The 26790-nt window shown below is 34.8% G+C and carries 27 protein-coding genes and 2 pseudogenes; 12 read left to right on the forward strand and 17 right to left on the reverse strand.

All coding sequences use genetic code 11. From position 1 onward, the window contains the following. Window positions 1-300: 300 nt before the first annotated feature. Together H5J24_RS25555 and H5J24_RS25560 are read left to right on the forward strand one after the other, a co-directional pair. Window positions 301-639 (forward strand): pyridoxamine 5'-phosphate oxidase family protein, encoded by a 339-nt coding sequence (locus tag H5J24_RS25555; RefSeq protein WP_283250771.1) that lies wholly within the window; start codon window positions 301-303, stop codon window positions 637-639. 22 nt (window positions 640-661) lie between these two features. Next, window positions 662-808, forward strand: a pseudogene (locus tag H5J24_RS25560) (pyridoxamine 5'-phosphate oxidase family protein); the annotation flags it as partial. A gap of 52 nt (window positions 809-860) precedes the next feature. On the opposite strand, the gene H5J24_RS10215 reads toward H5J24_RS25560, so the two are convergent. From H5J24_RS10215 to H5J24_RS10225, 3 genes are all read right to left on the reverse strand, one after another. After that, window positions 861-1094 (reverse strand): thioredoxin, encoded by a 234-nt coding sequence (locus H5J24_RS10215; protein WP_068943272.1) that lies wholly within the window; start codon window positions 1092-1094, stop codon window positions 861-863. A 9-nt stretch (window positions 1095-1103) separates the two neighbouring features. After that, window positions 1104-1988, reverse strand: a complete 885-nt coding sequence (locus H5J24_RS10220; RefSeq protein ID WP_068943271.1) for a dihydrodipicolinate synthase family protein — start codon at window positions 1986-1988, stop codon at window positions 1104-1106. Window positions 1989-2145: 157 nt separating this feature from the next. Next, complete coding sequence (locus H5J24_RS10225; protein ID WP_047430598.1) at window positions 2146-2601, reverse strand: cupin domain-containing protein; 456 nt, start codon at window positions 2599-2601, stop codon at window positions 2146-2148. A 101-nt stretch (window positions 2602-2702) separates the two neighbouring features. On the opposite strand from H5J24_RS10225, the gene pdxR reads away from it, so the two are divergent. Continuing rightward, window positions 2703-4133 (forward strand): MocR-like pyridoxine biosynthesis transcription factor PdxR, encoded by a 1431-nt coding sequence (gene pdxR, locus H5J24_RS10230; protein ID WP_068943270.1) that lies wholly within the window; start codon window positions 2703-2705, stop codon window positions 4131-4133. 284 nt (window positions 4134-4417) lie between these two features. On the opposite strand, the gene H5J24_RS10235 is transcribed toward pdxR, so the two are convergent. Then, window positions 4418-5554 (reverse strand): NAD(P)H:quinone oxidoreductase, encoded by a 1137-nt coding sequence (locus tag H5J24_RS10235; RefSeq protein WP_068943269.1) that lies wholly within the window; start codon window positions 5552-5554, stop codon window positions 4418-4420. 84 nt (window positions 5555-5638) lie between these two features. Between H5J24_RS10235 and H5J24_RS10240 the strand changes: the two genes are divergently transcribed. Beyond that, window positions 5639-6427, forward strand: coding sequence for an AraC family transcriptional regulator (locus H5J24_RS10240; RefSeq protein WP_228407629.1), 789 nt, complete (start codon window positions 5639-5641; stop codon window positions 6425-6427). A gap of 28 nt (window positions 6428-6455) precedes the next feature. Here H5J24_RS10240 and H5J24_RS10245 read toward each other — a convergent pair whose 3' ends face one another. The 3 genes from H5J24_RS10245 to H5J24_RS10255 all read right to left on the reverse strand — a co-directional run bounded on the left by H5J24_RS10245 (window position 6456) and on the right by H5J24_RS10255 (window position 8783). Further along, on the reverse strand, window positions 6456-6956 hold the full coding sequence (locus H5J24_RS10245; RefSeq protein WP_068943267.1) for a CinA family protein: 501 nt from the start codon (window positions 6954-6956) through the stop codon (window positions 6456-6458). A 361-nt stretch (window positions 6957-7317) separates the two neighbouring features. After that, window positions 7318-7473, reverse strand: coding sequence for a helix-turn-helix domain-containing protein (locus tag H5J24_RS10250; protein ID WP_082811210.1), 156 nt, complete (start codon window positions 7471-7473; stop codon window positions 7318-7320). Between the two features lie 425 nt (window positions 7474-7898). Beyond that, complete coding sequence (locus H5J24_RS10255; RefSeq protein ID WP_096788299.1) at window positions 7899-8783, reverse strand: DMT family transporter; 885 nt, start codon at window positions 8781-8783, stop codon at window positions 7899-7901. Window positions 8784-8877: 94 nt separating this feature from the next. Between H5J24_RS10255 and H5J24_RS10260 the strand changes: the two are divergent. Further along, window positions 8878-10292: pseudogene (locus H5J24_RS10260) on the forward strand (aminotransferase-like domain-containing protein). A 154-nt stretch (window positions 10293-10446) separates the two neighbouring features. Here H5J24_RS10260 and H5J24_RS10265 read toward each other — a convergent pair. The 5 genes from H5J24_RS10265 to H5J24_RS10285 all read right to left on the reverse strand — a co-directional run bounded on the left by H5J24_RS10265 (window position 10447) and on the right by H5J24_RS10285 (window position 13753). Next, complete coding sequence (locus tag H5J24_RS10265; protein ID WP_066693650.1) at window positions 10447-11043, reverse strand: Crp/Fnr family transcriptional regulator; 597 nt, start codon at window positions 11041-11043, stop codon at window positions 10447-10449. After that, window positions 11043-11423 (reverse strand): bacillithiol system redox-active protein YtxJ, encoded by a 381-nt coding sequence (gene ytxJ, locus H5J24_RS10270; protein WP_068943264.1) that lies wholly within the window; start codon window positions 11421-11423, stop codon window positions 11043-11045. Before ytxJ ends, H5J24_RS10265 begins: the two co-directional genes overlap by 1 nt. Continuing rightward, the gene (locus tag H5J24_RS10275; RefSeq protein ID WP_232816284.1) at window positions 11420-11665 is read right to left on the reverse strand and encodes a DUF1569 domain-containing protein; all 246 of its coding nucleotides are present in this window, start codon (window positions 11663-11665) and stop codon (window positions 11420-11422) included. Before H5J24_RS10275 ends, ytxJ begins: the two co-directional genes overlap by 4 nt. A gap of 208 nt (window positions 11666-11873) precedes the next feature. Beyond that, window positions 11874-12410 carry a YfiT family bacillithiol transferase gene (locus H5J24_RS10280; protein WP_068943263.1) on the reverse strand — a complete coding sequence of 179 codons (537 nt, stop codon included), beginning with the start codon at window positions 12408-12410 and terminating at the stop codon, window positions 11874-11876. 200 nt (window positions 12411-12610) lie between these two features. Further along, complete coding sequence (locus tag H5J24_RS10285) at window positions 12611-13753, reverse strand: DEAD/DEAH box helicase (protein ID WP_068943262.1); 1143 nt, start codon at window positions 13751-13753, stop codon at window positions 12611-12613. 266 nt (window positions 13754-14019) lie between these two features. Between H5J24_RS10285 and pncA the strand changes: the two genes are divergently transcribed. Next, window positions 14020-14625, forward strand: a complete 606-nt coding sequence (pncA, locus tag H5J24_RS10290) for a bifunctional nicotinamidase/pyrazinamidase (RefSeq protein WP_068943261.1) — start codon at window positions 14020-14022, stop codon at window positions 14623-14625. A gap of 76 nt (window positions 14626-14701) precedes the next feature. Here pncA and H5J24_RS10295 read toward each other — a convergent pair whose 3' ends face one another. The 3 genes from H5J24_RS10295 to H5J24_RS10305 form a co-directional block, all read right to left on the reverse strand. Further along, window positions 14702-15550, reverse strand: coding sequence for a sialate O-acetylesterase (locus tag H5J24_RS10295; RefSeq protein WP_068943260.1), 849 nt, complete (start codon window positions 15548-15550; stop codon window positions 14702-14704). Further along, entirely contained in the window at window positions 15547-16116 is a 570-nt protein-coding gene (locus H5J24_RS10300; RefSeq protein ID WP_068943259.1) for a TetR/AcrR family transcriptional regulator, read from the reverse strand. Before H5J24_RS10300 ends, H5J24_RS10295 begins: the two co-directional genes overlap by 4 nt. Window positions 16117-16279: 163 nt before the next feature. After that, the gene (locus H5J24_RS10305; RefSeq protein ID WP_096788298.1) at window positions 16280-17461 is read right to left on the reverse strand and encodes a pseudouridine synthase; all 1182 of its coding nucleotides are present in this window, start codon (window positions 17459-17461) and stop codon (window positions 16280-16282) included. Between the two features lie 101 nt (window positions 17462-17562). Between H5J24_RS10305 and aroB the strand changes: the two genes are divergently transcribed. Continuing rightward, window positions 17563-18609, forward strand: coding sequence for a 3-dehydroquinate synthase (gene aroB, locus H5J24_RS10310; protein WP_068943258.1), 1047 nt, complete (start codon window positions 17563-17565; stop codon window positions 18607-18609). A 70-nt stretch (window positions 18610-18679) separates the two neighbouring features. On the opposite strand, the gene H5J24_RS10315 is transcribed toward aroB, so the two are convergent. Further along, window positions 18680-20542, reverse strand: a complete 1863-nt coding sequence (locus tag H5J24_RS10315; protein ID WP_068943257.1) for a tail fiber domain-containing protein — start codon at window positions 20540-20542, stop codon at window positions 18680-18682. A gap of 481 nt (window positions 20543-21023) precedes the next feature. On the opposite strand from H5J24_RS10315, the gene H5J24_RS10320 reads away from it, so the two are divergent. From H5J24_RS10320 to H5J24_RS10340, 5 genes are all read left to right on the forward strand, one after another. Continuing rightward, a complete protein-coding gene (locus H5J24_RS10320; protein WP_068943256.1) occupies window positions 21024-21653 on the forward strand; it encodes a porin family protein in 630 nt (209 codons plus the stop codon). A gap of 290 nt (window positions 21654-21943) precedes the next feature. After that, a complete protein-coding gene (locus H5J24_RS10325; RefSeq protein WP_232816372.1) occupies window positions 21944-22525 on the forward strand; it encodes a porin family protein in 582 nt (193 codons plus the stop codon). Window positions 22526-22787: 262 nt separating this feature from the next. After that, complete coding sequence (locus H5J24_RS10330) at window positions 22788-23375, forward strand: porin family protein (RefSeq protein WP_068945090.1); 588 nt, start codon at window positions 22788-22790, stop codon at window positions 23373-23375. Between the two features lie 393 nt (window positions 23376-23768). Next, complete coding sequence (locus tag H5J24_RS10335; protein ID WP_068943254.1) at window positions 23769-24458, forward strand: porin family protein; 690 nt, start codon at window positions 23769-23771, stop codon at window positions 24456-24458. A gap of 343 nt (window positions 24459-24801) precedes the next feature. Beyond that, a complete protein-coding gene (locus tag H5J24_RS10340) occupies window positions 24802-25503 on the forward strand; it encodes a porin family protein (protein ID WP_068943253.1) in 702 nt (233 codons plus the stop codon). 278 nt (window positions 25504-25781) lie between these two features. Here the strand turns inward: H5J24_RS10340 and H5J24_RS10345 are convergent, their stop codons facing one another. After that, window positions 25782-26732, reverse strand: a complete 951-nt coding sequence (locus H5J24_RS10345) for a glycerophosphodiester phosphodiesterase family protein (protein ID WP_068943252.1) — start codon at window positions 26730-26732, stop codon at window positions 25782-25784. Window positions 26733-26790 lie beyond the last annotated feature (58 nt).

Genomic DNA, 26790 nt, shown 5'->3' on the forward strand with positions numbered 1-26790 from the left:
AGTGTACACTTTAATAAATAGTTTCAGTAGTTTTTTATTATTCTTATTCTCTCTTAAAAAATCATAATGATTCAAATAAGCAGCATTCAATTTCATTGAAGATGAAATCCTTGCACCTAAATAAGCATCATCATAGGAAAACCCATTTGCGTCCTTGCGTTTTCCAACAAATCACATAAAAATTTAAACCGAGGTACCACGTTTTCCACCTATTTGGTCAGGTATTTGAATATTTCAATAAAATTAATTCTAGCTTCTGTAGAATTATTACGATTCAACCAATCATTTAAATATAATATTATGTCTACACAAAATCTTACCCATCTCGAAGCGATCAAAAAGATCAAAGAACTGTCAGAAAATGCAAAAATATGTATGTTCTGTACAGAATTGGAAACAGTACCTGTCAACTCGAGGCCTATGACTTTACAAGAGACAGATGACAGCGGAAACCTTTGGTTTATCAGCAGTGGAACCAGCAATAAAAATTTTGAAATAAAAGAAGACCGGAGAGTCCAGCTGTTTTTCATGAATAATAATAACTCTCAATATCTGTCTGTATATGGAAAAGCTTCTGTTTATAAAGATAAGACCACTATAAGAAGAAAAATGGTCTCCCCTTGCAAAAGCCTGGTTTGACGGAAAAGATGATCCCAATGTTACGATTATCCGTGTAGAGCCTAAAGAAACTTATTATTGGGACACCAAAGCTGGAAAACTAGTCAGTCTCTTTAGCTTTGTTGCATCAGCAATAACAGGCCATAAAACGAATAATGCTGACGGTGTTGAAGGCAATGCTATCATTTAAAAATGTAAAAAACGGCTCAAGAAATTGAGCCGTTGATACAAGATTAATAATACTAATTTTTCACATCCTCTATAGATGCTCCAAAGTTAATATGAAGAACATTCCCGCTAGGCGTTACTAAAGCAGGTACAGACTTTACCCCTGCCTTTTCAGCATCTTCAATTTTATTTTTTTCATTACCCAGATGGATAATTTCAATATTTTGCAACCCTATAAGGCCGATAATATCATGTTCTGCACTGATGCATACAGGACATCCTGCATGATAAAAAATGGACTTTTTCATAAGATGGTATTAATTAATAAGAGTTTGAATAATATTTCTTAATTCTTCAGTTTCTTTTTCATGCAATGGTTTTAAAGGACTTCTCAAATTTCCACCATCTTCACCCAGAATATTCAGCCCTGATTTCACAGCTCTTGGTAGTCCTTTATTGACAATGAATTTTAAAAGATCAAACTGTCGATAGAAAATAGTTTTTGCTTTCTCTAAATTCCCTTTTTCAACCGCATTGTAAAGACTGATAGTAAGTTCAGGAATAAGATTAGGTGCAGCCGTACACCAGCCTCTTGCCCCAGCAGAAAATGCAGCCAAAGCTAAAGGGTTTGAGCCGTTATAAAAAGCGACTTCTTCTCCCAGTTCTCTTCTCAGATAATGCATTCTCTGAATATCTCCTGTACTTTCTTTAATCATGGTTACATTAGGAATTTCAAGCAGCCTTTTTAAGAGAGACGGTGACATATCTACTCCACTTGTTGCCGGATTATTGTAAGCCATAATTGGAATAGAAATTTTACGTGCTACAGCATCATAATGCGACACAATTTCGTCATCTGTTAGTTTCCAGTAGCTCATCGGAATGATCATTACGGCATCTGCTCCTGCTTTCTCTGCAAATTGAGCATGATGAATCGTTTTCTCTGTGGTAAGATTGGAAACCCCTACAAGAGTTGGGATTCTTCCCTTTACTTGTTTTAATGTGGCTTCTGTAACTTCTTCCTTTTCTTCATCAGACAGATAAGGCATTACCCCTGTACTTCCCAAGGGAGCAATACCATGACTTCCAGAAGTGATTAGCCTTTCTACCAGGTGCTTGAAAAGAGGGATGTCTACTTTTTCATTTTCATCAAAAGGTGTTATGGGATAGGATATAATCCCTTTAAATGGTACATTTTTCATGTTTTGTTGGTTTAAAAATTTAGAATAATTTTTAGCAAAAATTTTTAACCATTAAGAGATATTTAATTTGAAGTAAAATTTCACTTTGAAAAAGAAAATCATATCCATGATCAATAAAATCAGTAGAAGTGGTCTCTTAATGGTTTAAATCATGGTATTAAAGATCCCTGCCTTCTTCTTCTCTCAGGGCTACACCCAGATTCTGTAATTGAGGAGCATTTTCGCAGGCTATATATTTGGCTGATTCTGTATCGCTCAGATTTTGGTGCTTATGCCATGCCCATGATGGAATATAAACGGCATCACCAGCTTCCCAATATACTCTTTCGTCCTCTACTTCTGTCCAGCCTTTTCCTTCAATGACAAATAATACAGTTTCATAAGTATGACGGTGTCTGTTCGTTTGTTGTCCGGGAGTTAATCCTCCAATGGTCATACTTACATTTTTACTCGGAAGATCTACAAAGAAAACAGGGTGTTTCCTTTCTGTTGAAAACTGATTATGTTCTCCTGCATTTTCTACATTTTTATGAATTAAGTGGCTTGGCTTTACATACTTTGGTCTTGCAAATGTTTCGTGAAAGTCTTTTGAACTGAATTGTTTCTTGTCCATAATGTTTTAAATTTTAAAGTTTTGTGCTTTATTGCATGACAAAATTATTCTATATTTGGACTGTTTAACTGATTCAGTTTTTATATAAATAGATAGTCCAGATGATTCGACCTTGGAAATTAGAATTTGAAATTGATAAAAAGCTTGATAAAGCGGTGTATTTACAAATAGCAGATACCCTTATTGCAGATATCCGCTCAGGCAGATTAAAGGCCGGAGATGCACTGCCCGGCAGCCGGAATCTGGCTGCGATGTTGAAAATCAACAGAAATACAGTGGTTGAAGCCTATCAGGTATTACTTAACGAAGAATGGGTGATTTCTAAAGAAAGAAAAGGAATTTTTGTTTCAGATCAATTGTCTGTCTTACACGAAAAAAGAATGGATAAGAAGTCCGATTCTTCCATCTATCCCATGGCCAATCAGGGAATAATAATTAATTTCGATGATGGTCATCCGGACAGTAAAATAGCTCCCGTAACTGAATTGGCAAGAGCCTACCGGCAGATTTTCGGAATTAAAGCAAAATGGCAGATGATGGGATATGGAGATGAACATGGGGATATCGAATTCCGAAGGATGATTTCTCAGATGTTGAACCATCAACGCGGGATGCAGATTCATGAACAGGAAATATCCATTACAAGAGGCAGTCAGATGGCTATGTTTCTGACAGCTCAAAGCCTTTTTACTTCCGGAGATTATGTTATTGTAGAAGACCCCGGTTACCAGCCAGCTTGGCAGGCTTTTGAATATGCAGGAGCTCAGCTTCTTCCTGTTTCTGTAGATGAAGAAGGAATCAATGTAAAGCATATTGAAAAACTTCTGGCAGAGCATAAAAATATCAAAGCAATATATGTAACCCCTCATCGGCAGTACCCAACAATGGTTACATTAAGTTTATCACGAAGATTAAAATTAATAGAACTCGCTAATCAACATAATATTACAATCATTGAAGATGATTATGATAATGAGTTCCATTTTGGGTACCGCCCTATTCTACCCATTTCCAGTTTTCCTGAACTTAATCATTATGTTTATATCGGGACATTAAGTAAAGTGGTGGCTCCGGCATTAAGAATTGGATATCTGGCTACTAAAAACCAGGATTTATTACAAAAGATCGGGAATTTAAGAAAGATTATTGATGTGCATGGAGATGTTATCATGGAGCAGGCTGTTTTACAGTTAATCAAAGAAGGAGCGGTAAAAAAGCACATCAGAAAAGCAACGGCCCATTATAAACACAAAAGGGATTTTGTATATAACCTTTTGAATAAGTATCTGAAGGAGGTTGCCCATTTTACCTTACCTGAAGGAGGACTGGCTTTCTGGATTGTTCCAAAAACAGCATTGGATTGGGATAAGGTAACCTCTGCATTATTAGAGAAAAACATTAAAATTATTCACCCGAAACAATATAGTAGAAACTCTGTCAATGGTTTCAGGCTAAGTTATGGCTCCGTTTCAGAGGAGCAATTGAAACAAAGTATACAGATCATTGCAGAAGTTTTTAAACAGCTTTCTTAATAAAAAGTTCTCGCAGATTCCGCAAATAACGCCAATTTTTCTGCCTGCTGTATAACTATAATTATTTCCCCATCATTATGTATTCTCATCCGTAATAATCTTTTTGGAGAAAACCAGTAAGATCAGGGAGACATAAAAACAAATAGCGCAAACCTTTATCGGTTTGCGCTATCATTTTATAAGCTATTATTCAAAATCATCCGCGAAATCTGTGTGATCTGCGAGAGACCAAAAAAATTCCCACAGATAAAACAATATGTATAGAATTATCTGCCAGAAAATAACTACTCTACTTCAAAAACTGCCTGAATTTCAACCGAAGAATTCACAGGGATAGAAGATGCTCCAAATGTAGCTCTTGCATGTTTTCCTTTTTCCCCGAAAACCTCAGCAGTAAGATCGGAAGCTATGTTCATCAGATCTGCATGTTTGGTATAATCATCTTTTGTATTGAAAATTCCGGTAAGCTGTACACATTGTTTTACTCTGCCCAGATCTCCGCCAACTGCTTCATTCAGAACTGAAATAACATTCAGCATCGTAACTTTGGTGGCGTCCTTTACCTGTTGTTCATTAACATCTACACCTAATTTTCCGGGATTAAAGATCTTTCCATCTTTCAAGGCAACCTGATTGATGAAAACAAGATTTCCAGAACGTACAAATGGCTGATAATTTCCTGCCGGTTTAGGAACCTGTGGAAGAACGATATTTTTTTGCCTTAAAACTTCATTAAAATTTTGGTGGTTTTCAACGATGGAAACCGTTTTTTCGGGGCGGATATCTTTCAAAGCCAATGATACTTTGGCAAAATTTCTGCCCTGAAGTTCAGCCAGTGTTCTTTCTCCTTTTGTAGGGCGTTCAACATCCTTTAGAGAAGCCATAGTCGTAATTCCCAGGACTGAATTTCCTTGTGGAATAGCTTTGTTAAGCACTTCAGTACCACGAATTCCATTGGGTACCATAATCATTCCGTGTACAGCAAGACTGTTCCAGAATGCCTGAAGAGCCAATTCTTTTCCTGCACCGCTACCTGCAGACATAAAAACAGTTGCAGGAACTCCTTCCAATGCATGATTAGTCCAAAGCTGAACGGTTTTAGATAAAAACTCGCTCATTCCGGTACTGATATTTCCGAAATAAACCGGGGATCCGAAAGCAATTCCATCATAGCTGGTAAGTTCATCTACCGTTGCAACAGGGATGTTTTTAAGGTTGGAATTCTGGGATGGTTTTACCAGTTTGATATAAGAAGTGGCATTGTTTTCACTCTCAATACCTTTGGCTATTTCTTTGGCCAATTCATATGTCCCGCCATTGTCTGAATGGATAAGAACCAATATTTTAGCTTTATTCTGTGCCATAATTTGTGTGGTGTTAAATAGTAAAATTAAAATAAAAAAAGAACATATTTTTTTCATTCTGAACAGGGTATAAATTAATAGTACAAAATTAATATTGGCGTTTTTATTAAATTTGCCAAAAAATATATACAAAACGACAATATGAAATGTGGATTGATTGAAAAAACACAAAGCCAGTTTGTAGATGCCATTGAAAAAGAAGCTTATGTCTGGTGTGAAAAAGATTGGAAACATGATGATTATGAGCATGTTCACAACCGTGCTCAACTGACTTTTGTGGAAGATGGTTATCAGTATTTTCATATTGACCAGAAAATTTATCTGGTTCCACAGCATCATGTGATCTGGGTTCCTTCCGGAAAAGGGCATAAAATCACTTCTGAAGCAAAAACAGTTAACCTGATGGTCTTTTTATTTAAATCTGTATTTGAAGACGATTTTTATCAGAATGTCCATGTTTTTACCGTTCCTCCTGTTTTGAAAGAAATGCTGCTGTATGCTTCAAAATGGAATCAATCTCTGGATGAAAACGAAGAACAGGATATTTTTTTTAAAGCTATTTTAAAAAGTCTTCCTAACTTCTGCAAAGAAAGCAATGGTTTGGAAATTCCTATTCCAAAAGATACAAGACTGATTCCTGTCTGCAATGACATCAATGCGAATTTTAAATATAACCTGGATATTGATTCCCTGGCAGACAAAGCACAAATGTCAGTACGAAGCCTTCAGCGTATTTTTAAAAATGAAACCGGAATTACCTTACAGAAATACCTGCAACTGACCAGAATATTGAAAAGTATTGAACTGATTGATACAAAACAATATACTCTAAGCGAAGTAGCTTATAAAGTAGGTTACCAAAGTTTATCGGCCTTTACCTCATCGTATTTTGCCGTGATGAAAGCAAAACCCAAGGTATATAAACATTAAAAGACTTCTTTATTAAGGCCAGTTTATATTATTTTAAAATTAAAAGCCTGTTGAGTTCACTTTTAAAGCAGCCCAAAATAAATTCTGTATAGTAAAGTTGGGCATTCAGAGCCTGAGTTTTGGGATGCAGCTCCAGTTTTTTAGTAAGAATAATCTCTCCTTTGTATGAAAATGCGAAATAAGAAAAGATTTTATAAGACGAATTACGGATCGGGGTGCAATAGCCTGTTGTAGAAATAGACCAATCGGACTCAAAAAGATCGGCAACCTGTAACGCCATCTCTTTTGCAACATTTTCCGATACACAATCAGATTCTTCTGCTTCTTTTTTGTCCACTTTTAATAATCTTACTTTTTCCTGTAAAGTATAAGCTGTTATTCCGCCTTTGTACGTTAAAGAAGCGTTGGGCATCTGAGAAAAAGCTAATTGCAGGCATCCAGATGTTACACTTTCCGCAATAGAGATCGTTTCATTAGCAGCCATCAGGCAATGACTTATATATTCGAGAAGAGTTTTTTGAAATTCCATAGCATTCTAATTTTGGAAAGTATTAATTAATAATTTGTACACACTTGAATAGCATCAAATACTATTGGCTATCCTTACCTATTATCTTTATTAAAGGTCTTTTTATCGTGGAAGAACAGAAAAATTACTGCTTTATTAATGAGATATTATATGATGCGAAGGATGTTCTTATGGCCATTAAATTAAAAAAGCAGTAAATTATTCTTTATTATTCTCCAGAATATTGATCTTTCATATTCATGAAATCTGTCTGTGATTTCAATCTGAATAAAAAAGACGAAAAGATTGTTCTATAAATTAATAGATTAAATGTACGCCAGAATAATTCTCTTTTTTATGACCTAAATCATATTTGAAAATATCAGTATAAAATTTTCCGGTCTTTGAATATGATATTTCCTTCTTTCTTTACTTTTTTAAAAGTACGGATTACCGTTTCTACAGGCAATCCCGTAAGATTAGCAATCTCTTGTCTTGTAAATACTATTTGTAAAACAATGGCAGCAGTCTCCGTCATAATAACTTTTTAGAGCCCCTTTAAGCACAATATTGGATTTTGAGAAGACATGCTCTGCATCATCACAAACTTATAATAAACCTGTTGATAGAAGCAGGTATTCATTTACAGAGAATAGAATGTTTTCGTCAATAACCATAACAATAGCTTTTTAATGTTGTTTTTTTCTTTTATTCTTCAGTAGGGATTGATAAATAAATACATGCAAAAATAAAACCTTAATTATTTTTTATAATGTTAAATAAAGTTAAAAATGTTATATAATTTTTAAATAATAGGTGTTATTTATTATCACTTACGTGTTAATTGCTGTTATTTTTATTAAATCGATATATTTTAATATAAATAAAACCCTTCTTCATATATAATGAAAAAGGGCTTTAAATCTATAATGGTGAGTTTATCTTTTGTAATCTATTTCTTGATTATTTCGCAAATTTCTTGGTTCCGGCAACGCAGAGAATAACTCCAACTGTAATCCCCAACATTCCTATACTTACCTGCTCATGAAGAAGATATGCCGCTAAAGCAAGCCCAAAAAATGGTTGTAACAGCTGAAGTTGGCCTACCGTAGTAATTCCACCCTGTGCCAGTCCTTTGTACCAGAATATAAACCCAATAAACATACTGAACAGCGATATATAGCCTAATCCAAACCAACCCTTAAAGCTTATCGTTTCGATATTGGATGGGAAATAAATGAAAAATAAAGGAAGCATCACCGGCAAAGAGATAACAAGAGCCCAGGAAATTACCTGCCATCCGCCTAATGTTTTAGAAAGTTTAGCTCCTTCTGCATATCCCATTCCACACAAGATGATCGCCAAAAGCATAAGAATATCGCCAACTGGGGAAGCTGAAATTCCTTGAGAGAAAGCATAACCAATCACTAAAAGGCTTCCAATCACAGAAAAGATCCAGAATACAGGATGTGGCTTTTCTCCACCTCTGAAAACTCCAAAAATAGCGGTAGCTAGAGGCAGCATTCCTAAAAATACAATGGAATGAGCTGAAGTAAGATATTGTAATGCCAATGAAGAAAGCAAAGGAAATCCTATGACACAACCTATAGCAACCAGAACCAGAGAAAATAACTGATTTTTTGCCGGGCGTTTTTCTTTATAAATCAATAAAACGGAAAGGGCAAGAATTCCGGCAATCACTGCACGGGCAATTGTAGCAAATATAGGGCTCATTTCCAGCACCGCAAGTTTGGTAGCCGGCATAGAACCACTAAAAAGTAATACGCCTATAAAACCATTGATCCAACCGCTTACAGCCTGGTCTTTTGAAATAGTATCTGTCATCATTTTGATAAGTTTTAATTAGTAAGGCAAAATTAAAAAGGATATTTTGACAAACACAGTATCAGTTTTGTATATTTGTATGAGCACAGTTAATACAATGAGTAAAGAATTTTTATATACAGAAATTGCAGATGGTATTGCTTCTCAGATCAGAAGCGGAGTATTAAAGGCTGGAGATAAGCTTCCGTCAGTAAGAATGTTATGTGGTGAGCATCAGGTAAGTATGAACACTGCGAAACGTGTTTTTCTTGAACTGGAATCATTATCTCTTATTGAATCTAAGCCCCAATCGGGTTATTTTGTAAGCAAGTTAATGTCTGTAAAGCTTCCATTACCTGAAGTGAGCCGCCCTTCTTTGATTGCCAATAATGATGAACCTGATGAGTTGATCAGTAAGGTGTATGAAAACATGGGTAAAAAAGATATCACTTTCTTTTCCATTGAATTCCATCCGGAGATCTTCTTCCTCAGGCTAAACTGAAAAAAGAGATTGTACATGCCATAAGAGAATTAAAAGAAGGCGGAACCGAATATGAAGAGTTGCAGGGAAATCTGAAACTGAGAAGAATGATTGCTGTACGCTCTTTACAATGGAGCGGAAATCTGCATGAAAATGATCTGGTTACCACAAACGGAGGCATGAATGCATTATCTTTCTGTTTGATGGCTTTAGGAAAGCCAGGAGATACCATTGCTATTGAAAGCCCTTGCTATCCGGGAATCCTTCAATTAGCCAACGGTTTAGGACTTAAAGTTCTTGAGTTACCTACTCACCCTACGACCGGAATAGAAATTGAAGCTTTCAAAAAACTGATCCCAAAGATTAATCTGTGTCTGTTGATTCCTAATTTCAATTCCCCTCTGGGAAGCTGTATGCCGGATGAAAATAAGAAAGAAATTGTAAAGATCCTTTCAGAGAATAATATTCCTCTGATTGAGGATGATGTGTATGGGGACCTTTATTTTGGCTCTACCCGACCAAAATGCTGTAAATCTTTTGATAAGGATGGAAATGTACTGTATTGCAGTTCTATTTCAAAAACATTGGCCCCGGGATACCGTGTAGGTTGGATTGCGCCGGGAAAATATAAAGACAAGATCTTAAAGCTTAAACTTTTGCATTCTACATCCTCTATTTCCATTGTGAATGAGGCTGTTGCCAGTTTTATGAAGTCCGGAAGGTATGAAAAGCATCTTCAGCAGCTTAGAAAAACATTACAGAGTAATTATCAGAACTATGTACAGACCATTGCAGAATATTTCCCGGAAGGAACTAAAACCAGCCGTCCGCAAGGCGGTTTGTCCTTATGGGTAGAGTTTGATAAGAAAATCCGCACTACAGAGCTTTATGATCTCTCTATCAAAGAAAACATAAGTATTGCTCCGGGGAGAATGTTTACTTTCCAGGAACAGTTTGAGAACTGTATGAGACTTTGCATCGGGCTTCCTTGGTCAGAAGATACACAAATAAAGCTCAAAAGGTTGGGCAGCTTGCCAAAAGGATTTATTTAAAGTAAGGAAGAGGGAGGCTGGAAGATGGAAGTTATTGTGGTTTTTAAGAATAACTTATATCAATTTTTATTGATAAATATATTTAAATAATAGCAGAGAAAATTCCTTTGAGTTCAATAGAACTTCCAGCTTCCCTCTCCCATCTTCCAACCTTTTATTTATTATCCGGAACGAAGTTCTTTCTTGCCAGCTCTTTCCTTACGCGGCTTAAGCTTTCAGGAGTAATGCCAAGATAAGAGGCAATCATCCATTGGGGAACCCTGAGAAGCAAATCCGGGTACATTTTAATGAATTTCATATACCTTTCTTCTGCAGTTTCTCCCAGCAAGGAATTAATTCTGTTTTGAAGGCTTCTGATGTGTTTCTGAAGCAGAAAATCACTACGCTCAATGCTGTTTGGGAATTGCTCTACCAGCTTATTGAAGAAATCAGGATGTAGAAACAATACTTCCGAATCTTCTACCGCTTCTATATAATAATTGGATTTTTCATTGAAATAAAGGCTGCTTCGGTCAGAAATCAGCCAGCTTTCAGGAGCAAACTGTATAATATGTTCCTTTCCATTCTTATCAATGGAATACATTTTTAAAAGTCCTTTCTCCACAAAGAATATGTGTCTGCATATTTCGCCATACTGAAGAAGAAACTGATTTTTAGGGATCTTTTTCACTTCATAATGCAAGCTGCAGGTGTTCACACTTTGAAGGGGAACATTTAAAACTTTGGCTAAATAATTATTAATATTCTTCATTATACGATCTGGCTTAAAGAAATGTCCTGGTGCGAAGCGCTGTTAAAGGGCTTTCCGTTTTCAATAACAATCAGCTGTGGACTTTCATGTCTTATCCCAAAATCCTCAGCAATTTTATTTGAAATAGATCGGTGAGCTAATAGATCGAGGTAATATATTTCAACCTTTTGATCAGAATTTTCAACTTCTTTTTCAAAATTCCTCAATACAGTCTTGCTGATAAAACAGCTTGTAGAATGCTTGAAAATGGCTATTTTATGCTGATAAGAACTTTCAATGGCTTTTTCCAGGTCTTCATCAGACTTTATATTTTTCCAGAAAGATTTTTGATCAGAGGTTTCATTATTATTTCCGCCGAATATTTTATCAAAAAAACTCATACATTAAATTGTTTTAAGTGATGATCTAGATGTTTATATTCTAAAAATTCCCAGTCTTTTTCAGTCATGTTTCCGAATAATCTGTGGCGGTCCGGCAGTTTTCTGTTTTTACAGGCTTCCCGGAATTCCTCCAGCGTTTTCAGTAGATTGGTCTTTGATTCATCAAAATCACACTCAAAATTAACGATTAGTTTTTGAAAAGTAGGCATGTTTCTGGGAATTCCGTTATTGAAAACATACATTTCCAGTTTTGTAACGATCCCTATGGTTTTAAAAAGAGGATTGATGTGGGGAGCTCAATTTTTCGCAAGGCAACCTTAAGAACTAGATCACAATGCGTTAACATCTGACAAACGTCCATTTTTCCCCATTTTTTCGGACTGTCTGCAGATAATCTGGAAATTCTGTCTGTAATCTCCTTATAATATATTGAATGATTAAGGTACTTTTTTACCAACCTTTTTCTTTCTTCAGATTTTCAATATGAGCAAAATGATGGTTACAATGCCAGACATATAAAGCAAGATTGTCTCGCAAGTTATAATTTTTGTTATGTTCAGGATGATGAAAAGTTCTTTCAAACTGTTTGTTAGTAAGACTTTTAAGGAGTATTGTCCATCGTTGATGAGTTCCTTTTATCATTCTCATAGCCGGTTTAATAGGCATGTGAATACTATCCTGAAGTTCAGCCCATTTGGCTTCATCATAAGGTTTTATGGTGGGATTGTCTTCAGTAAGAGCCAGCTTAAAGCGGATAAAACTGTTGGCATGACTGTCAGCAATGTGATTGACAAGCTGCCTTACAGTCCATCCTCCTTCTCTGTATGGGGTATCGAGCTGTTCGTCTGAGAAATGTTCAATAAGATTCTTAAGTCTGCCCGGGAAATCTTTAATGGCTTTAATATAGGTATCTAAAGTTGTATCGCAGATATTTTCCGGTGCTTCAAATGATCCTATGGGGAATTTTTTTTTCTCAAGATTACTCATTGTTCGGGGTTTTGTTTTTAATTATTGTCGGTCTGTCCGGTAATTCAATTTGGACAAACTTTTCTCTGATTTTGTAAATGTATTAAAATTCAGGAAAATTAAATATGAAAAAAATGTTAATTATATTGATGATGATTAACGGTATAAAAAAATAAAAGGCTCCAATTTCATATCATTGAAGCCTTTTATTTAAATTTATTCTAATAACCATGTAGGTTAATCCCTTCTGTTCTTTCTAAAGTTACTTTTTTTCCCATTTTCTTTTGGATAACCCTGAAATGCTGCAATTCATCATCCGTCAAAATATTGATCGCAACTCCTTTTTCATGAGCACGGCCTGTTCTACCAATACGGTGAATATAATCCAAAGGTGACCTTGGCAGCTCATAATTGATCACACAAGGTAAGTAATCAATATGGATTCCGCGGCCGATCAGATCTGTAGCTACCAAAATTTGGGCTCCATTAGATTTAAACTCTTCTAAATTATTTCTTCTGGCGCCTTGTGATTTCTGACTGTGGATGGCTACTGCTTTAATTTTATTCTTTTTAAGTTTCTCCACTAGATTATCTGCAGATCGTGTGGAAGAAACAAATATCAAAGCTTTTTCTACTTTCTTCTCCTTAATTAAATATCTTAAAAAAGGACCCTTATTTTCAGGAGAAACATGGTAAGCAAATTGTTCGATATTATCAATTTCAACTTCCTCTTTTTTAATTTCAACAATCGTTGGATGAATAGATAAGCGTTCCTTCATCTCAGCAACTTTATCATTCAAAGTAGCGGAAAATAAAGTGGTTTGTTTAACTACAGGCATTAAAGCAAAAAGCTTATTCATCTCTTCACCAAAGCCTAACTGAAACATCTTATCTGCCTCATCAATAACCAAATGCTGAATTTCCGAAATACTTAATGCATTGTGATCAATTAAATCCAATAAACGTCCTGGAGTTGCGATAAGCACTTCTACTCCAAACATTCCTTTCATCTGTGGATTGATAGACACCCCTCCATAAACGGCCATTGTGCGGATTTCTCGCTTCAGATTTTCTGTAAATGCTCTGAAAACCTCGTCAATCTGAATCGCTAATTCACGGGTAGGAACCAATATCAATACCTGAATATTACGCCCTTTTTTAGCTTCTGCATTTTGTAACTTCTCTAAAATAGGCATTACAAAACAAGCCGTTTTCCCGGAACCAGTCTGCGCAATCCCCATCAGGTCTTTCCCTTGCAGGATAACAGGTACGGCCTGTTCCTGAATGGGAAAAGGTTTCAGATACCCCAGTTTTTTAACGGATCGAATAATATTGTGTGATAATCCTAACGATTCAAATGACATAAAAATATTTATTTGCTGCAAAGATACACTAAAAGGCTGGAAGCTAGGTGCTCGAACAAGGAAGTCATACAATCATTAAAAAATAATGACACACTCCTTATTAAAAATGATAGTGAGTCGTTATAAAACTAAAAGTAACTTCCCTCTTCTTTCTTCCATCCTCCTATCTTTTATTTTTTTATTGCCGATTTGTCCGATAATTTGGTTTTGGAAAAGTTTTTGCGGATTAGTTTCGTAAATTTATCAAAAATTCGAGAAATCTAAATATGAAAAAAGCATTAATAATAGTCGATGTACAGAACGATTTTTGTGAAGGCGGAGCATTGGCAGTACCAGGAGCAAACGAAATTATTCCATATATCAACCTTTTGATGGAAGAAAACGAATATGATCAAATCATCTTAACCCAAGACTGGCACCCTGCAGGGCATAAAAGTTTTGCAAGCAGCAATGGAAGAAATGTTGGAGATAGCATTATTTTGAATGGCGTTCCGCAATTCATGTGGCCTGATCATTGTGTACAGGGAACCTTTGGGGCTGAGTTTCATAAGGACTTAAACCAAAGCAAGGTCACTCACATTGTACAAAAAGGGAAAAATATTGAAATTGATAGTTATAGCGGTTTCCAGGACAACAATCATTTCATGAAAACAGGATTGGATGATTTCTTGAAATATCATGATATTCAGTTAGTAGAAATCGCAGGATTAGCTATGGATTATTGTGTGAAATTCACTGCTCAGGATGCTGTAGCCAACGGGTATATTACCTGTCTTCATTTCAACGGAACCAAAGCTGTAAATGTAAAGCCGGAGAATGGCAGGGATGCTATCTATGATATGATCGAAAAAGGTGTAACCGTACTTGGATAAAACAATAATAATATACCAACCAGGCTATATCAGAAGAAAACAGCATCATTATGGATGCTGTTTTTTAATATTCATCTTATTTTCCATTCAGTTTAGCTAATTCTGACAGAAAATCTGTAGGTTCAATATTTCCCATTGCAAATTCATGCTCCACCTGTTTGATCCTTTCTGATTGGGTATAAGGGCGACTATAGATTTTAGCCAATGTATTTTCTTCATCATACTGTGGGTCAAAAAGAGGTTTTAAAGTACGAAAAACTTTATAATATCTGACACCCAATATTCTTTGCGACAAGGCATTGAAATGAATACTGTCAGCATTGGCTGTAAGTCCTTTTGATGTAACAAAATAACAGTTTGCATGAGTCCTTGCAAAGTCTTCCAATGCTTGATTAACTAAAGGGTATGCGGTGAAATATTGCCCAAAAATGCCTTTGGATAAAAAATCTCCTAAACCACCTATAATAAGAGGAACCTCAGGTATATTTAATTCTTGGCGTAATGTCTCCACTATGACAGAGAATTTATCACCATATTTTTCAGCTTTTTCCGGAGAGCAATCATTTTCACCCTGGTGCCAGAGAATACCAGCAATCTGGCTGGTTCGTTGTGCTAATCTGGCTTGTGATACAGCATTTTCAAATAAAGCACCACCTACAGCCCAATCATCAAGGCTGGTTCCTCCATCAGCACATGGAATTAGTCCTATTTCCTCATGTTGATGATCAAGCCTCCAGGATGCAGCAAATGAAGCTGCAAGGCCTACACCAGCGCTAGGACGGTCAAAATTAATAGGCTCGGACATGATTTGCCATAATCCGTTTCTTTGCATTTTAATATGTTCGTCATAGATAGACGGAACTTCTTTACCATAACCGCGTCCAGCCATATTTGACTGCCCTATCATTAAAAAAGAATGTATCATTTTTTGCTTATTTGTAAACCAATACTTCTGCTAAATGAAGTCCAGGCAAGTTTCTTTACTTCATTTTGAGCAATATCTCCGGATCTGAATGCCATAATTGTTGCTGTGATTACGCTGGTAAAAAGAATTCTTATCCAGGGTAATGGAAACTGGCTATCTATCACCTGTTCTTTTTGTAATCTCTGAATAGCATCAAATAATTGATCTCTCGTTTTAAAATAGACTGCACTTTGCTCACTTTCATGTAGTATTGAAGAGGATTTTCTAGTATCATTCAGTTTAATAAGAAAAGCATACTTTGTTCCGCTGTCAATTCCTGCATATAACAGCTGTTCAAGTTGTACTAAGGGATCTTCTGAGCTGTTACAAGCTTTAATCGCTGCCAACTCCCAAGCTTCCATCATAGTCTTATTGCATGCTTCCAGTAATTCATTTCGACTTTTAAAATATCGGTGAAGCGTTCTTCTGTTCAGCCCGCAGTGTATCGCAATATCCTCCAGTGTTGCTGAAAAATTATCATTTAAAACTGATATTGCGGCTTCAATAATTTTTTGCTGAGTATTCATATATTTTTTACCGACTCAAAATTACGACAAATGTCTCAAATATGAGACATTTATTTTTGAATAAGATCAAATTTTAAATAGGCGAAATATTTCATTTAATTAACACAAAAAAAGCGCAGAAATAAATTCCGCGCTTCTTTATGTACAATGCTTTAAAATTATATTAAAGCATTTTAAGATTGTTCACTTCCAGTTCTGAAAGAATTCTCCAGTGTCCTCTCTTAATGTTTTTCTTCGTTAATCCGGCAAACATTACTCGATCTAACGATTCCACCTCGTACCCTAATCTTTGGAAAATTCTTCTGATAACACGGTTCCATCCGATGTGGATCTCAATTCCGATTTCATTCTTAGGTTTACCTTCAATGTAAGAAATCTGATCTACTACCGCTACTCCTTCATCAAGACGAATTCCTTCTGCAATAAGACGTAAATCTTCACCAGTCAGTTTCTTATCCAACGTTACATGGTATATCTTCTTAGCATCAAAAGATGGATGCGTAAGTTTTTTAGTCATGTGTCCGTCATTGGTCAATAAGATAACTCCTGTAGTAGAACGATCTAATCTTCCAACCGGGAAAAGTCTATAAGGAGAAGCATTCGCAACAAGATCCATTACGGTTTTTCTTGCTTTATCATCCTTAGTAGTAGAAATATACCCTTTTGGTTTGTTTAGAAGTACATATACCGGTTTTTCCGGGGTAATGCTTTGTCCGTCAAAAACAACTCTATCGGTTTTCTGTACCTGATATCCCATTTCAGTTACTACTTTTCCGTTTACCTCTACAAGCCCTTGAGTGATAAGCTCATCAGCCTCTCTCCTGCTGCAGATTCCGGAATTAGCAATATACTTATTAAGACGGATGCTGTCTTTATGAATGTCTTTGTCAATCTTGTTCAGTCTTCTTTTCTGTACAAAAGATCTTGTTTTATCATCAGCTTTTTCGTCTCCATTAGATGGTCTTCTACCATATTTCAAGCTGCCTCTTTCATACTTGTCTCTAGTATCGAAGCTTTTTCCTCCTCTTTTAGGTTTTCCAAAAGATTTTCTTTCGTAGCTTTCACTTTTATTCGTGATATAAGCTCTACTTTCAGATTTTGATTCAGAATCATCACTTGAGCTATTAAAACTCCCGGTATTTTTCTTGAATGGTTTCTTTTCAAATCTTGAGTTGGATCCTGAATGTTCGGGACCTTTTCTTGCTCCATCTTTAGAGAAAGGCTTTTTAAAAGGTTTTGATCCTGAAGAATTTCCAGATCTGGAAGCACGAGAATCATCAGAACTTTTCTTGGTTGAAATTCTTGGTCTCTTTGATCTGTCTGAATTATTATTATCTCTGCTCATTCTAAAAATTTTTGCAAAGATAGTAATTTAGTTACGAGTTAAAAATTAAGAATCATAACTTTGCAGAATAGTTTACATTTTAACCTTACATATTTTCGAAGATGATAACAATATTAAACGATAATTTTTCTCAACTCAACGATTTTCTTCATGAGAAAACATTCAGTAAAATTTTTATTTTGGTGGATGAAAACACACATGAATACTGCCTTCCGGTTCTTTTAGGCAACATGGAAACAGATCTTGGGTTTGAGATTCTGGAAATTGAAGCAGGAGAAGAAATGAAGAATATCCAGACCGCTAATCAGCTTTGGGAAATTCTTACAGAAATGCAGGCGGACCGAAAAGCATTGGTGATCAACCTTGGCGGTGGTGTGATTACTGATATGGGAGGTTTTGTAGCATCTACCTATAAAAGAGGAATTCAGTTCATTAATATCCCTACTACCCTGTTATCTATGTGTGATGCCTCTATTGGTGGAAAAACAGGAATTGATCTGATGCATTATAAAAATATGGTGGGAACATTCGCCTTCCCGGAGCAGATCTTTATTTATCCTAAATTTTTAGAAACATTGCCTTTTAAAGAATTAAGAAGTGGATTTGCTGAAATGCTGAAACACGGACTCATTGCTGATAAAGCTCATTGGAATCAGCTGATTCAGATTCATAAGCTTGATGTGGAAGCCGTAACACCTTATATTCAAAATTCTATGGATATTAAACAGGATGTCGTAGAAAAAGATTTCCATGAAAGCAATATCAGAAAAACCCTGAATTTCGGACATACCATAGGACACGCAGTGGAAAGTCTTTGTTTGCAACAAGGAAATCCAATTCTGCACGGAGAAGCTGTGGCTATGGGAATGATTTGTGAAGCACATCTTGCCTATCTTGAAAACCTTATTTCAGAAGAAGATTCAAAAGTGATCATTGAAAACATCCAGAGATATTATCCTTATTTAGATATCAGTGATTTTAAGGATGAAGATATTACGGCTTTGCTTTTAAATGACAAAAAAAATGTGGATAGTAAGATTAATTTTTCTCTGCTTACCAATATTGGTGCTTGCAATTATGATCATCAGTGCAGCCAAAAAAATATCCTTGAATCACTATCTTTCTACAGAAATCTAAATAATGCATAAACATTTTTTATATAGTATTATCTGAATCTCATATTATAGTAAACCCTGCTATTTAAGCAGGGCTTACTATTTATCTCTGTTTTGCAAATGACGATTCCAGACGTTTTAAGCGTTCTTCAAAGATGGTTTGTGTTTGCTGCATTTCCATATTCGATTTTTTTAACATCTTATTTTCATTTTCTAACGCTTCTATCTTTTTTACCAGCTCCTGAGTTGCAGAAATATTCAGCATAGATAAAGCATCATAATCTACTGTTCTCAGATCTGTTACTTCAGTTCCGTAAACAAAGAGCTTTCCTTTAAGTTTTTTACCTTCCAAATGTACTGTAATACTCTTAGGAGTACTATTTTTAATTCTCAATATAATTTCCCCGGTTTCATCAAAAATTTTAAGAAATTTATCCTCTTTAGAAATAGCAATAGGTTTCTCGAAGGTAAAAACCGCATCATTTTGTTGAGCAGACTGATAGATATTGGGAATAAAAGTTTTTACATTATTTTTACTAACTGCCTGTGGATATACTGCTTCCACTTCTTGAGCAATTACCTTTTTAAATTCTTTTCTCCCATACACAGCCTCATCTTTCATCAAATAATCGGTAACAACTAACTTTTTTAAGGTCGTTAAATCCTTTGCAGTGTCTGATTTTCCTATGATATTTTTAATTCTTTTATCTGAAAAAAGAGAGGTTTGTGCTACACTCAGTTTTCCTACCGATATAATATTTCCATCTGCATAAATAGACGTATTCGTATTGAAAGCCCCAATATCATTGGTATAATTCGGATAGGTAGTCAGTATTCCGTCAGGAGATCCCGAATCAGGGCTTATCCCATAATATGTAAGACTTGATACTGTCAAAGGCCATGAACTGGTCTTTAACCGGATATCCAACGGAAATTTCGGTTCATTCGTACCAATACCAATATTTCCGTTCTGATCAATATTGATTCTTCTGTTTCCATCCCCATCGGCAATGATCACGTTATTTGAAAGAGAAGCAGGCAATGTGCTTACATTGGCCCCTATAATGGTATTTGCTTTTCCAGAAACAAGTCCTGCACCAGCCCGGAAACCAATAAAAGTGTTATAATTATTAGCTGTATTTAAATTATATCCTGCAGATCCGCCAATTGCGGTATTTCCTCTTCCTCCCGGAATCATTCGGAAAGCATCTCCTCCTATTCCTATATTGTAATCACCCGATACCAGCTCCCTAAGCGAACTGGCTCCAATACCCACATTACTTATGGTACTTTTAGCAGAAAAAAGTGAAAAATAACCATTGGCCACATTATTATTACCATCCAGGTTCGAATATAAAGCCCGGTATCCGTAACCCGTATTCTGTATTCCGGATTTATTACTGCTCAACACTTCCGCTCCTATGGCTGTATTCATACTTCCTATGGTATTTGAAATTAAATTATTGACGCCCACTGCAGTATTATTAAGGCCGGATGTGTTGGCTGTCAGACTATTTACGCCAAATATTGTGTTCGTTGTATTTAATACCCCGGATACTATATTATTTCTTTTAAAAATAACATCTACATTATCAGAAGTTCCTATATAATTAACTCCGTTTACCATACCGGAATTTCCGGTAAGACTCCATCCTGTCATCACAATAGGTGTTAAATCATCCAATACTTTTATCCATCGTCCGGCAGTTGTATTCCAATAATAATATCCCGGAACGATTCCGTTTACGGAAGCGGTGTTGTAAATCATTAGAGAATTGGCAGGAGACGGTACTGTCATGGTATCTGAACTTCCGGTCAGTGCGATTCGGGGGATTAGGATTCCTTTGTCAGAACCTACAACGTCAAGTACAGAAGAAGGATTAGGGTCTATGGTATTAATACCCACCTGGGCCTGGAAAGTATTTTCAAAGAAAAGAAATAACAGCAGCAATGTGCACTTTTTCATAGGGTAGAGATTAGTGAATCCTTACAAATTCAAAGATCTGTTTTGTAAGAGTATCAGGTTATCATTTTATAATGATCTACAAAATTAATAAAGCAAAATGAGATAATCAGGGTTTAGTTGCCTTGTTTAAAGAAATCAGGCTATATAATAAAGTTCAGCTAAACATCAAAAAAACTTTTGAAACTGTTCTTTTTTACAATAAACGGAAAAATATTACTTGATCTTATTAAAATTAAACTTGAATTCTTGTTGCTTTTAACAAAATTGTCAATTTAGACAGTTTATAAACAAACGTTTAATTAAAAAAATAAAATACTGTAAATCAATGTATTAAAATTTAAGATCTACGTTTTTATTATTGATTTTAATCATGAAAAATATTTTTGGCAAGCAATTTGAAAGATCTCCAGCGTTCAACAGAAATGTGAACAAGTAGTAAAATTTAAAATTAAGAAAGAGTAAAAATTAAAAATTTAAAGTTATGAAAAAGTTAATTTTAGGATTAGCAGTAACTGCAGGAACATTAGCATTCGCTCAACAGACACCTTCTTCTAATCCGGTATCATTTGGGGTAAAAGGAGGAATGAACGTTTCTTCATTATCAAAAAATAACAGTCTGGATGATCAAAAATCTAAAATCGGATTCAATGCTGGTGTATTTGCCAACATCCCGGTAGCCTCTTCATTCAGCATTCAGCCAGAGGTATTGTATTCTCAGTATGGAGAGAAGTCTGATTATAAATTAGGAAATACAACCATCTCAAACTCTACCAAACTAGATTATATAACAGTGCCGGTAATGTTCCAGTATAACGCACTTCCTAACCTTTATTTAGAAGCTGGACCAGAGTTCGGTTTCATGGTAAGCGCTAAGAACAAAGTTAAGAATGAATCTACAGGACAGTCATCTACAACGGAAAATTTCAAAGATGATCTGAATACATTCAACTTTGGGATCGGTTTAGGAGCAGGATATTACTTTACTCCAAACTTTGGAATCACTGCCAGATATGTTGCAGGTTTAACGGATATTGCGAAAGACAGACCTAGCGGATCTGATGCGATCAGAAACAATGTATTCCAAGTAGGATTAGCTTATAAATTTAGATAAGCTTCTTAACATTCAGTAACAAATTTTATATTCAATAGAAAGATCAGGTTAATTCTAGCCTGGTCTTTTTTTATTTTAAATCTTAAGGTACGTGAATAGATCTATAAATTAAGGAAAAACATGATTTTATGGTTACTAATTATTTTTATAGGTCATTAAATGTTTTTTATAAAATAAGATTATTTAATATTAAAACAATAAAGAACAATTTTATTATGGCATAATATTTGATAACATAAAAAATGTTAAACAAAACTTAAAAACTATTAAATAAATACTTATGAAAAAAGATTTTTTTAGGCCTAGCATTAGTAGCAGGTACTTTCTCTTTCGCACAAAAAACTTCAAGCAATACAGCATCATCTTCTCCAGTTAGATTTGGAATCAAAGCTGGTCTTAACGTTTCTAGTTTTACTGATAGTGATTCAAAATCAAAGGCTGGTTTCTATGGTGGAGTATTTGCTAATATTCCAGTAGCACAAGACTTCTCTGTTCAGCCAGAAGTACTATACAGTGGTATGGGAGCAAAATCTAGCGCAAATAGTGATCTTAAAGCTAATCTAGATTATATCTCAGTACCAGTAATGTTTCAGTACAATGCACTTCCTAACCTATATTTAGAAGCAGGACCTCAATTCAGTTTCTTAATGAGTGCAAAAGCAAAATATAATTCCAACTCTATGGATATCAAAGACGGATTGAAAACTTTTGATTTCGGACTAGGTCTTGGAGCTGGTTATTACTTTACTCCTAATATCGGAGTTAACTTGAGATATGTTGCAGGATTAACAGACATTAATAAAGATAGACCTGGTGGTACAGATTCTACCAAAAATGGAGTATTCCAAGTTGGTTTATCTTATAAGTTCTAAGAACGGTTTTATTAATCATACTCCAGTTCATAAAAAAATCAGGTTAAAAATTTAACCTGATTTTTTTATTGAATATTAAATTTTGTTAAAAAATATAACACAAATAAAATATAATGGCAAAAATAAATAATATTTTTTTATATTACAATGAAATTTAATTTTTCTTAAACACTGATTACCAGATGATTATATTTTTATTTTATCTTTTTTGGCATGCTGTTTGAATATGAAGTAAATGTTAAAAAAAATAAAAAATCCATTTATGAAAAAAATTTTTCCATGCCTGGCTCTTGTAGCAGGTACATTTGTTTTTGCACAAAAAACGTCTACTAATACAGCCTCTTCTTCTCCTATTAGATTTGGTCTAAAAGCAGGTATTAACATTTCTAGCCTTTCTGATTCTGAATTCAGTTCAAAAACCGGGTTCTATGGAGGGGCATTTGCTAATATTCCAGTAGCAAAGGATTTTTCCGTACAGCCTGAAGTATTATATAGTGGAATGGGAGCAAAACATTTATCGACAGACAGCAAAGTTAATTTAGATTATATCTCTATACCGGTAATGCTACAATATAATGCTCTTCCTAATTTATATTTGGAAGCAGGCCCACAATTTAACTTCTTGGTAAGCTCAAAGGTTAAATTTCCATCTAGCTCAATAGATGGTAAAGATATATTTAAAACATTTGATTTCGGACTTGGTCTAGGAGCTGGCTACTACTTTACTCCCAATATCGGAGTCAACGTAAGATATGTTGCTGGATTAACTAATATTGGGAAAGACAGACCTGGATACACAAGCTCTACAAAAAGTGATGTATTTCAAATTGGTTTAGCTTATAAATTCTAAGTCTAGACATAAATTTCATAACAAATTTATAGCCGGATTATTTATTATAATCCGGTTTTTTTATGTAAGAATCCTTATTTAATTTTTTTGGCAAGAAATTTGCGTGTAGAGTAATAATTGTATCTGTTTTTAAAACGTCTTTAAGCTTCAGCTTTATGCTATGATTTTAGAATCATAAATAAAGTACTGTTGCTATTGATGTGTAGTTGAAAATAGATCAAGGAAATACAGATCTGTATTTCCACGCTCCATAGAATACATTTTGATTTCAATAGAAAAAGTCAGGTTTACTTGTTAAATCTGACTTTTTCGCTTTTATGTGACTTTTATCATTTTTCCTCTTTTTGGCGGGACTTTTGCTACAGTGTGAGGGAAATTTAAACTTTAATAATCATGAAAAAATTATTCATAGGATTGGCATTTGCAGGTAGCCTTTTTATCAATGCACAAGAAAAAACCAAATCATCTTCTCCTGTTACTTTTGGAGTTAAAGGAGGATTGAGCCTCTCTAATTTTTCTGACAATAACAATAGGGATTATTATGACGATGAAAATAAAATGAAAGCAGGTTTTCATGCAGGAGTTTTCGTTAATATTCCTGTAGCGGAAAAATTCAGTGTTCAACCGGAACTTCTTTTCAGTCAATTAGGTTCTAAAATTGAAGAAAGAGAAAGATATAACAATGGTAACTACAGAAGAGATTCTGACTATTCAGCAAATTTGAATTACCTTGTTCTACCCGTTATGGTTCAGTATAACATTCTTCCACAGCTTTACGTTGAAGCAGGTCCTGAATTTGGGTTTTTACTAGGCGGAAAATTCAAGGGAGATGATACCATTACTCAAAGATTTGGAAATACAACATCAACTACTCATGAGAGTTTTTCTGAAAAATTAGATATGGATCTTTACAACAGATTCCAATTGGGTATTGGTATTGGTGCGGGATATTATTTTACTCCAAAATTTGGGGTGACAGCAAGATTTACAGCAGGTATTACCAATATTCTGGATAACCGTGATTCAGATTACAAAATAAGAAACAATGCCTTTCAGGTGGGTGTAGCATATAAATTCAAATAGATATTTATTATTTTTCGATGTAAGCCAGGTATTTTTCAATACCTGGTTTTTTGTTTTTAGGAATAAAGTTCTTTCAATTGGATTTTCTCATGATGAAAAAATATAATATTACTAATTAAGATATATTTCCATATAGGATGATTTTAACATAAAATTTATCAAAAATATTCCATATATGTTGAAATATTTTATACAAATCAGAATATTACAATTCTTTTTTTAATTGAAAAACCCCTATAAAACAGCTTTAAATCTAGGTTTTTCGAGTTTGGCAAGCATTTTGCAAAATAAACCGCGAATGGTTGAAAGACCATCAAGTAGTAAAAATTAAAAAATAAAAATTATGAAGAAGTTATTTTTAGGACTGGCATTAACTGCTGGTACATTAGCCTTTGCTCAGGAATCAACAACTGTAAATACATCACCTCTTAAAAAAGACGTTCAACCTGTTAGATTTGGTATTAAAGCCGGAGGAAACTCAGCGTATTTCAGTGAACAACAATTCGGAATGAACAGCCAGAAATTAGGTTTCCATGCCGGAGCTTTTGTTAACATTCCTATCTCTAAACAATTCAGTTTACAACCAGAGGTTTTATATAACCAAATGGGAGCAAGAGATGTAGCCTATTCAACAGAAACGACTACAGGAGCAACTACTGTAAAAACTAAAGGAGAAAGCAAAGTAACAATGAACTATATTTCAGTTCCTTTAATGGTACAAATGAGACCTATGGATAAATTCTATATTGAAGCAGGTCCTGAGTTCAGCTATTTTATCAATGGAAAGACTAAAGGAGAAGCTACTATAGCTACTACTACGGGAGGGGTAACAACAACAACATCTCAATCTCAGTCTGATGATATTAATAAGGATAACATCAACAGATTCAACTTTGGTTTAGGTCTTGGTCTAGGGTATGATATTACCAATAATATTGGAATTAGTGCTAGATATACAAACAGCTTAACAAAGATCGAAAAAAGCAGACCAGCTGCTGAAAACAACAACAGAGTTTTCCAATTAGGTCTGAACTATAAGTTCTAATAAAAAAATAAACCAATTTTTTAACTTAGATACAGATTTCTGTATCGCATAAAATAGCCGGAAGAAATTCTTCCGGCTATTTATATTTTGGTCAGGTTGCTGTTGTAATCTCAGGTATCATTTTAATATGTGTGCTGTCATTCTGGATGAAACGGAGTGAAATGAAGAATCTACTAAATGGATTGAGATTCCTCCTTCGTCGGAATGACAAAGCACAAAGATCTCAATAATATTATTTTTAGTGATAATAGCTTCGTTTCTTCAGTCTTTAGAACAAATCACTTTTCAAATATTCTTGGGTCATCACTGATTACCCCATCTATTCCCATGCTTTTTAACTCCTGTAATCTTTCTTTGGTATTCACGGTCCACGGGATCACTTTCATGCCTAATGCGTGGCATTCCTGTACGAGTTGAGAAGTAACCAGTCTATGATCCGGACTATAAATAGTTGGAGTGAAGCTTAAAAACTTCATATCTCCTGCTACTCCATTCAGATGATCCGGATATAATTTAAATTTTTCAACCGCAATGTGTTTGAAATGGGCTCGTTGTTGTGCCAGTTTTTGATCATCCACTTTTTCTACAAGTAAGGCTGTCATTATTTTAGGATATTCTTTATGAATAATTTCAAGTGTTCTGGGGTCGAAAGACTGAATAATAGCTCTATCCTGAATTCTTTTTTCAAGAATAATTTTCATCATTAAATCTACAAATTCTTTAGGTTCCGGATGAAAGATATTGTCAGAGAAAGGGCGTGTTTTGGTTTCTATATTATAATAAGGCAGAGGCCTTTTCAATTCACGGGCATAGCTTTCAGCAGCATCTATTACATCAGAAAAAAGAGGTTTCTGAGCCTTCATTTTCTTTTGATCAGGATAGTTTTCGAGTTTTTTTAAACCCACATCAAATGTCTGAATCTTTGTGTAAGGCATTTCATAAATCTTGTAATAAAAGCCGGAGTCTTTTGGGATATAGGTTCCATTAGGTTTTGTTACTAATTCTGGTGAAAGGAAAGAATCATGAGATAAGATCACTTTCTTATCTTTTGTGATAGCCAGATCCATTTCAAGGGTTGTTACATTCATTCTTAAGGCATTTTTCATAGCCGGGATTGTGTTCTCGGGATATAAAGATTTTCCACCGCGATGCGCCTGGTTATCGAAAGATTGAGCAGTATAAAGTTGGGTAAATGCCAAAAAAAGGGCCGTGAAAAGTACATTTTTCATTCTTCAATATTTAATTCTATAAAATTAAAATTTACTTATGTACTGTATAATACTGGAA

This window comes from Chryseobacterium capnotolerans (assembly GCF_021278965.1).
Taxonomy (GTDB): domain Bacteria; phylum Bacteroidota; class Bacteroidia; order Flavobacteriales; family Weeksellaceae; genus Chryseobacterium; species Chryseobacterium capnotolerans.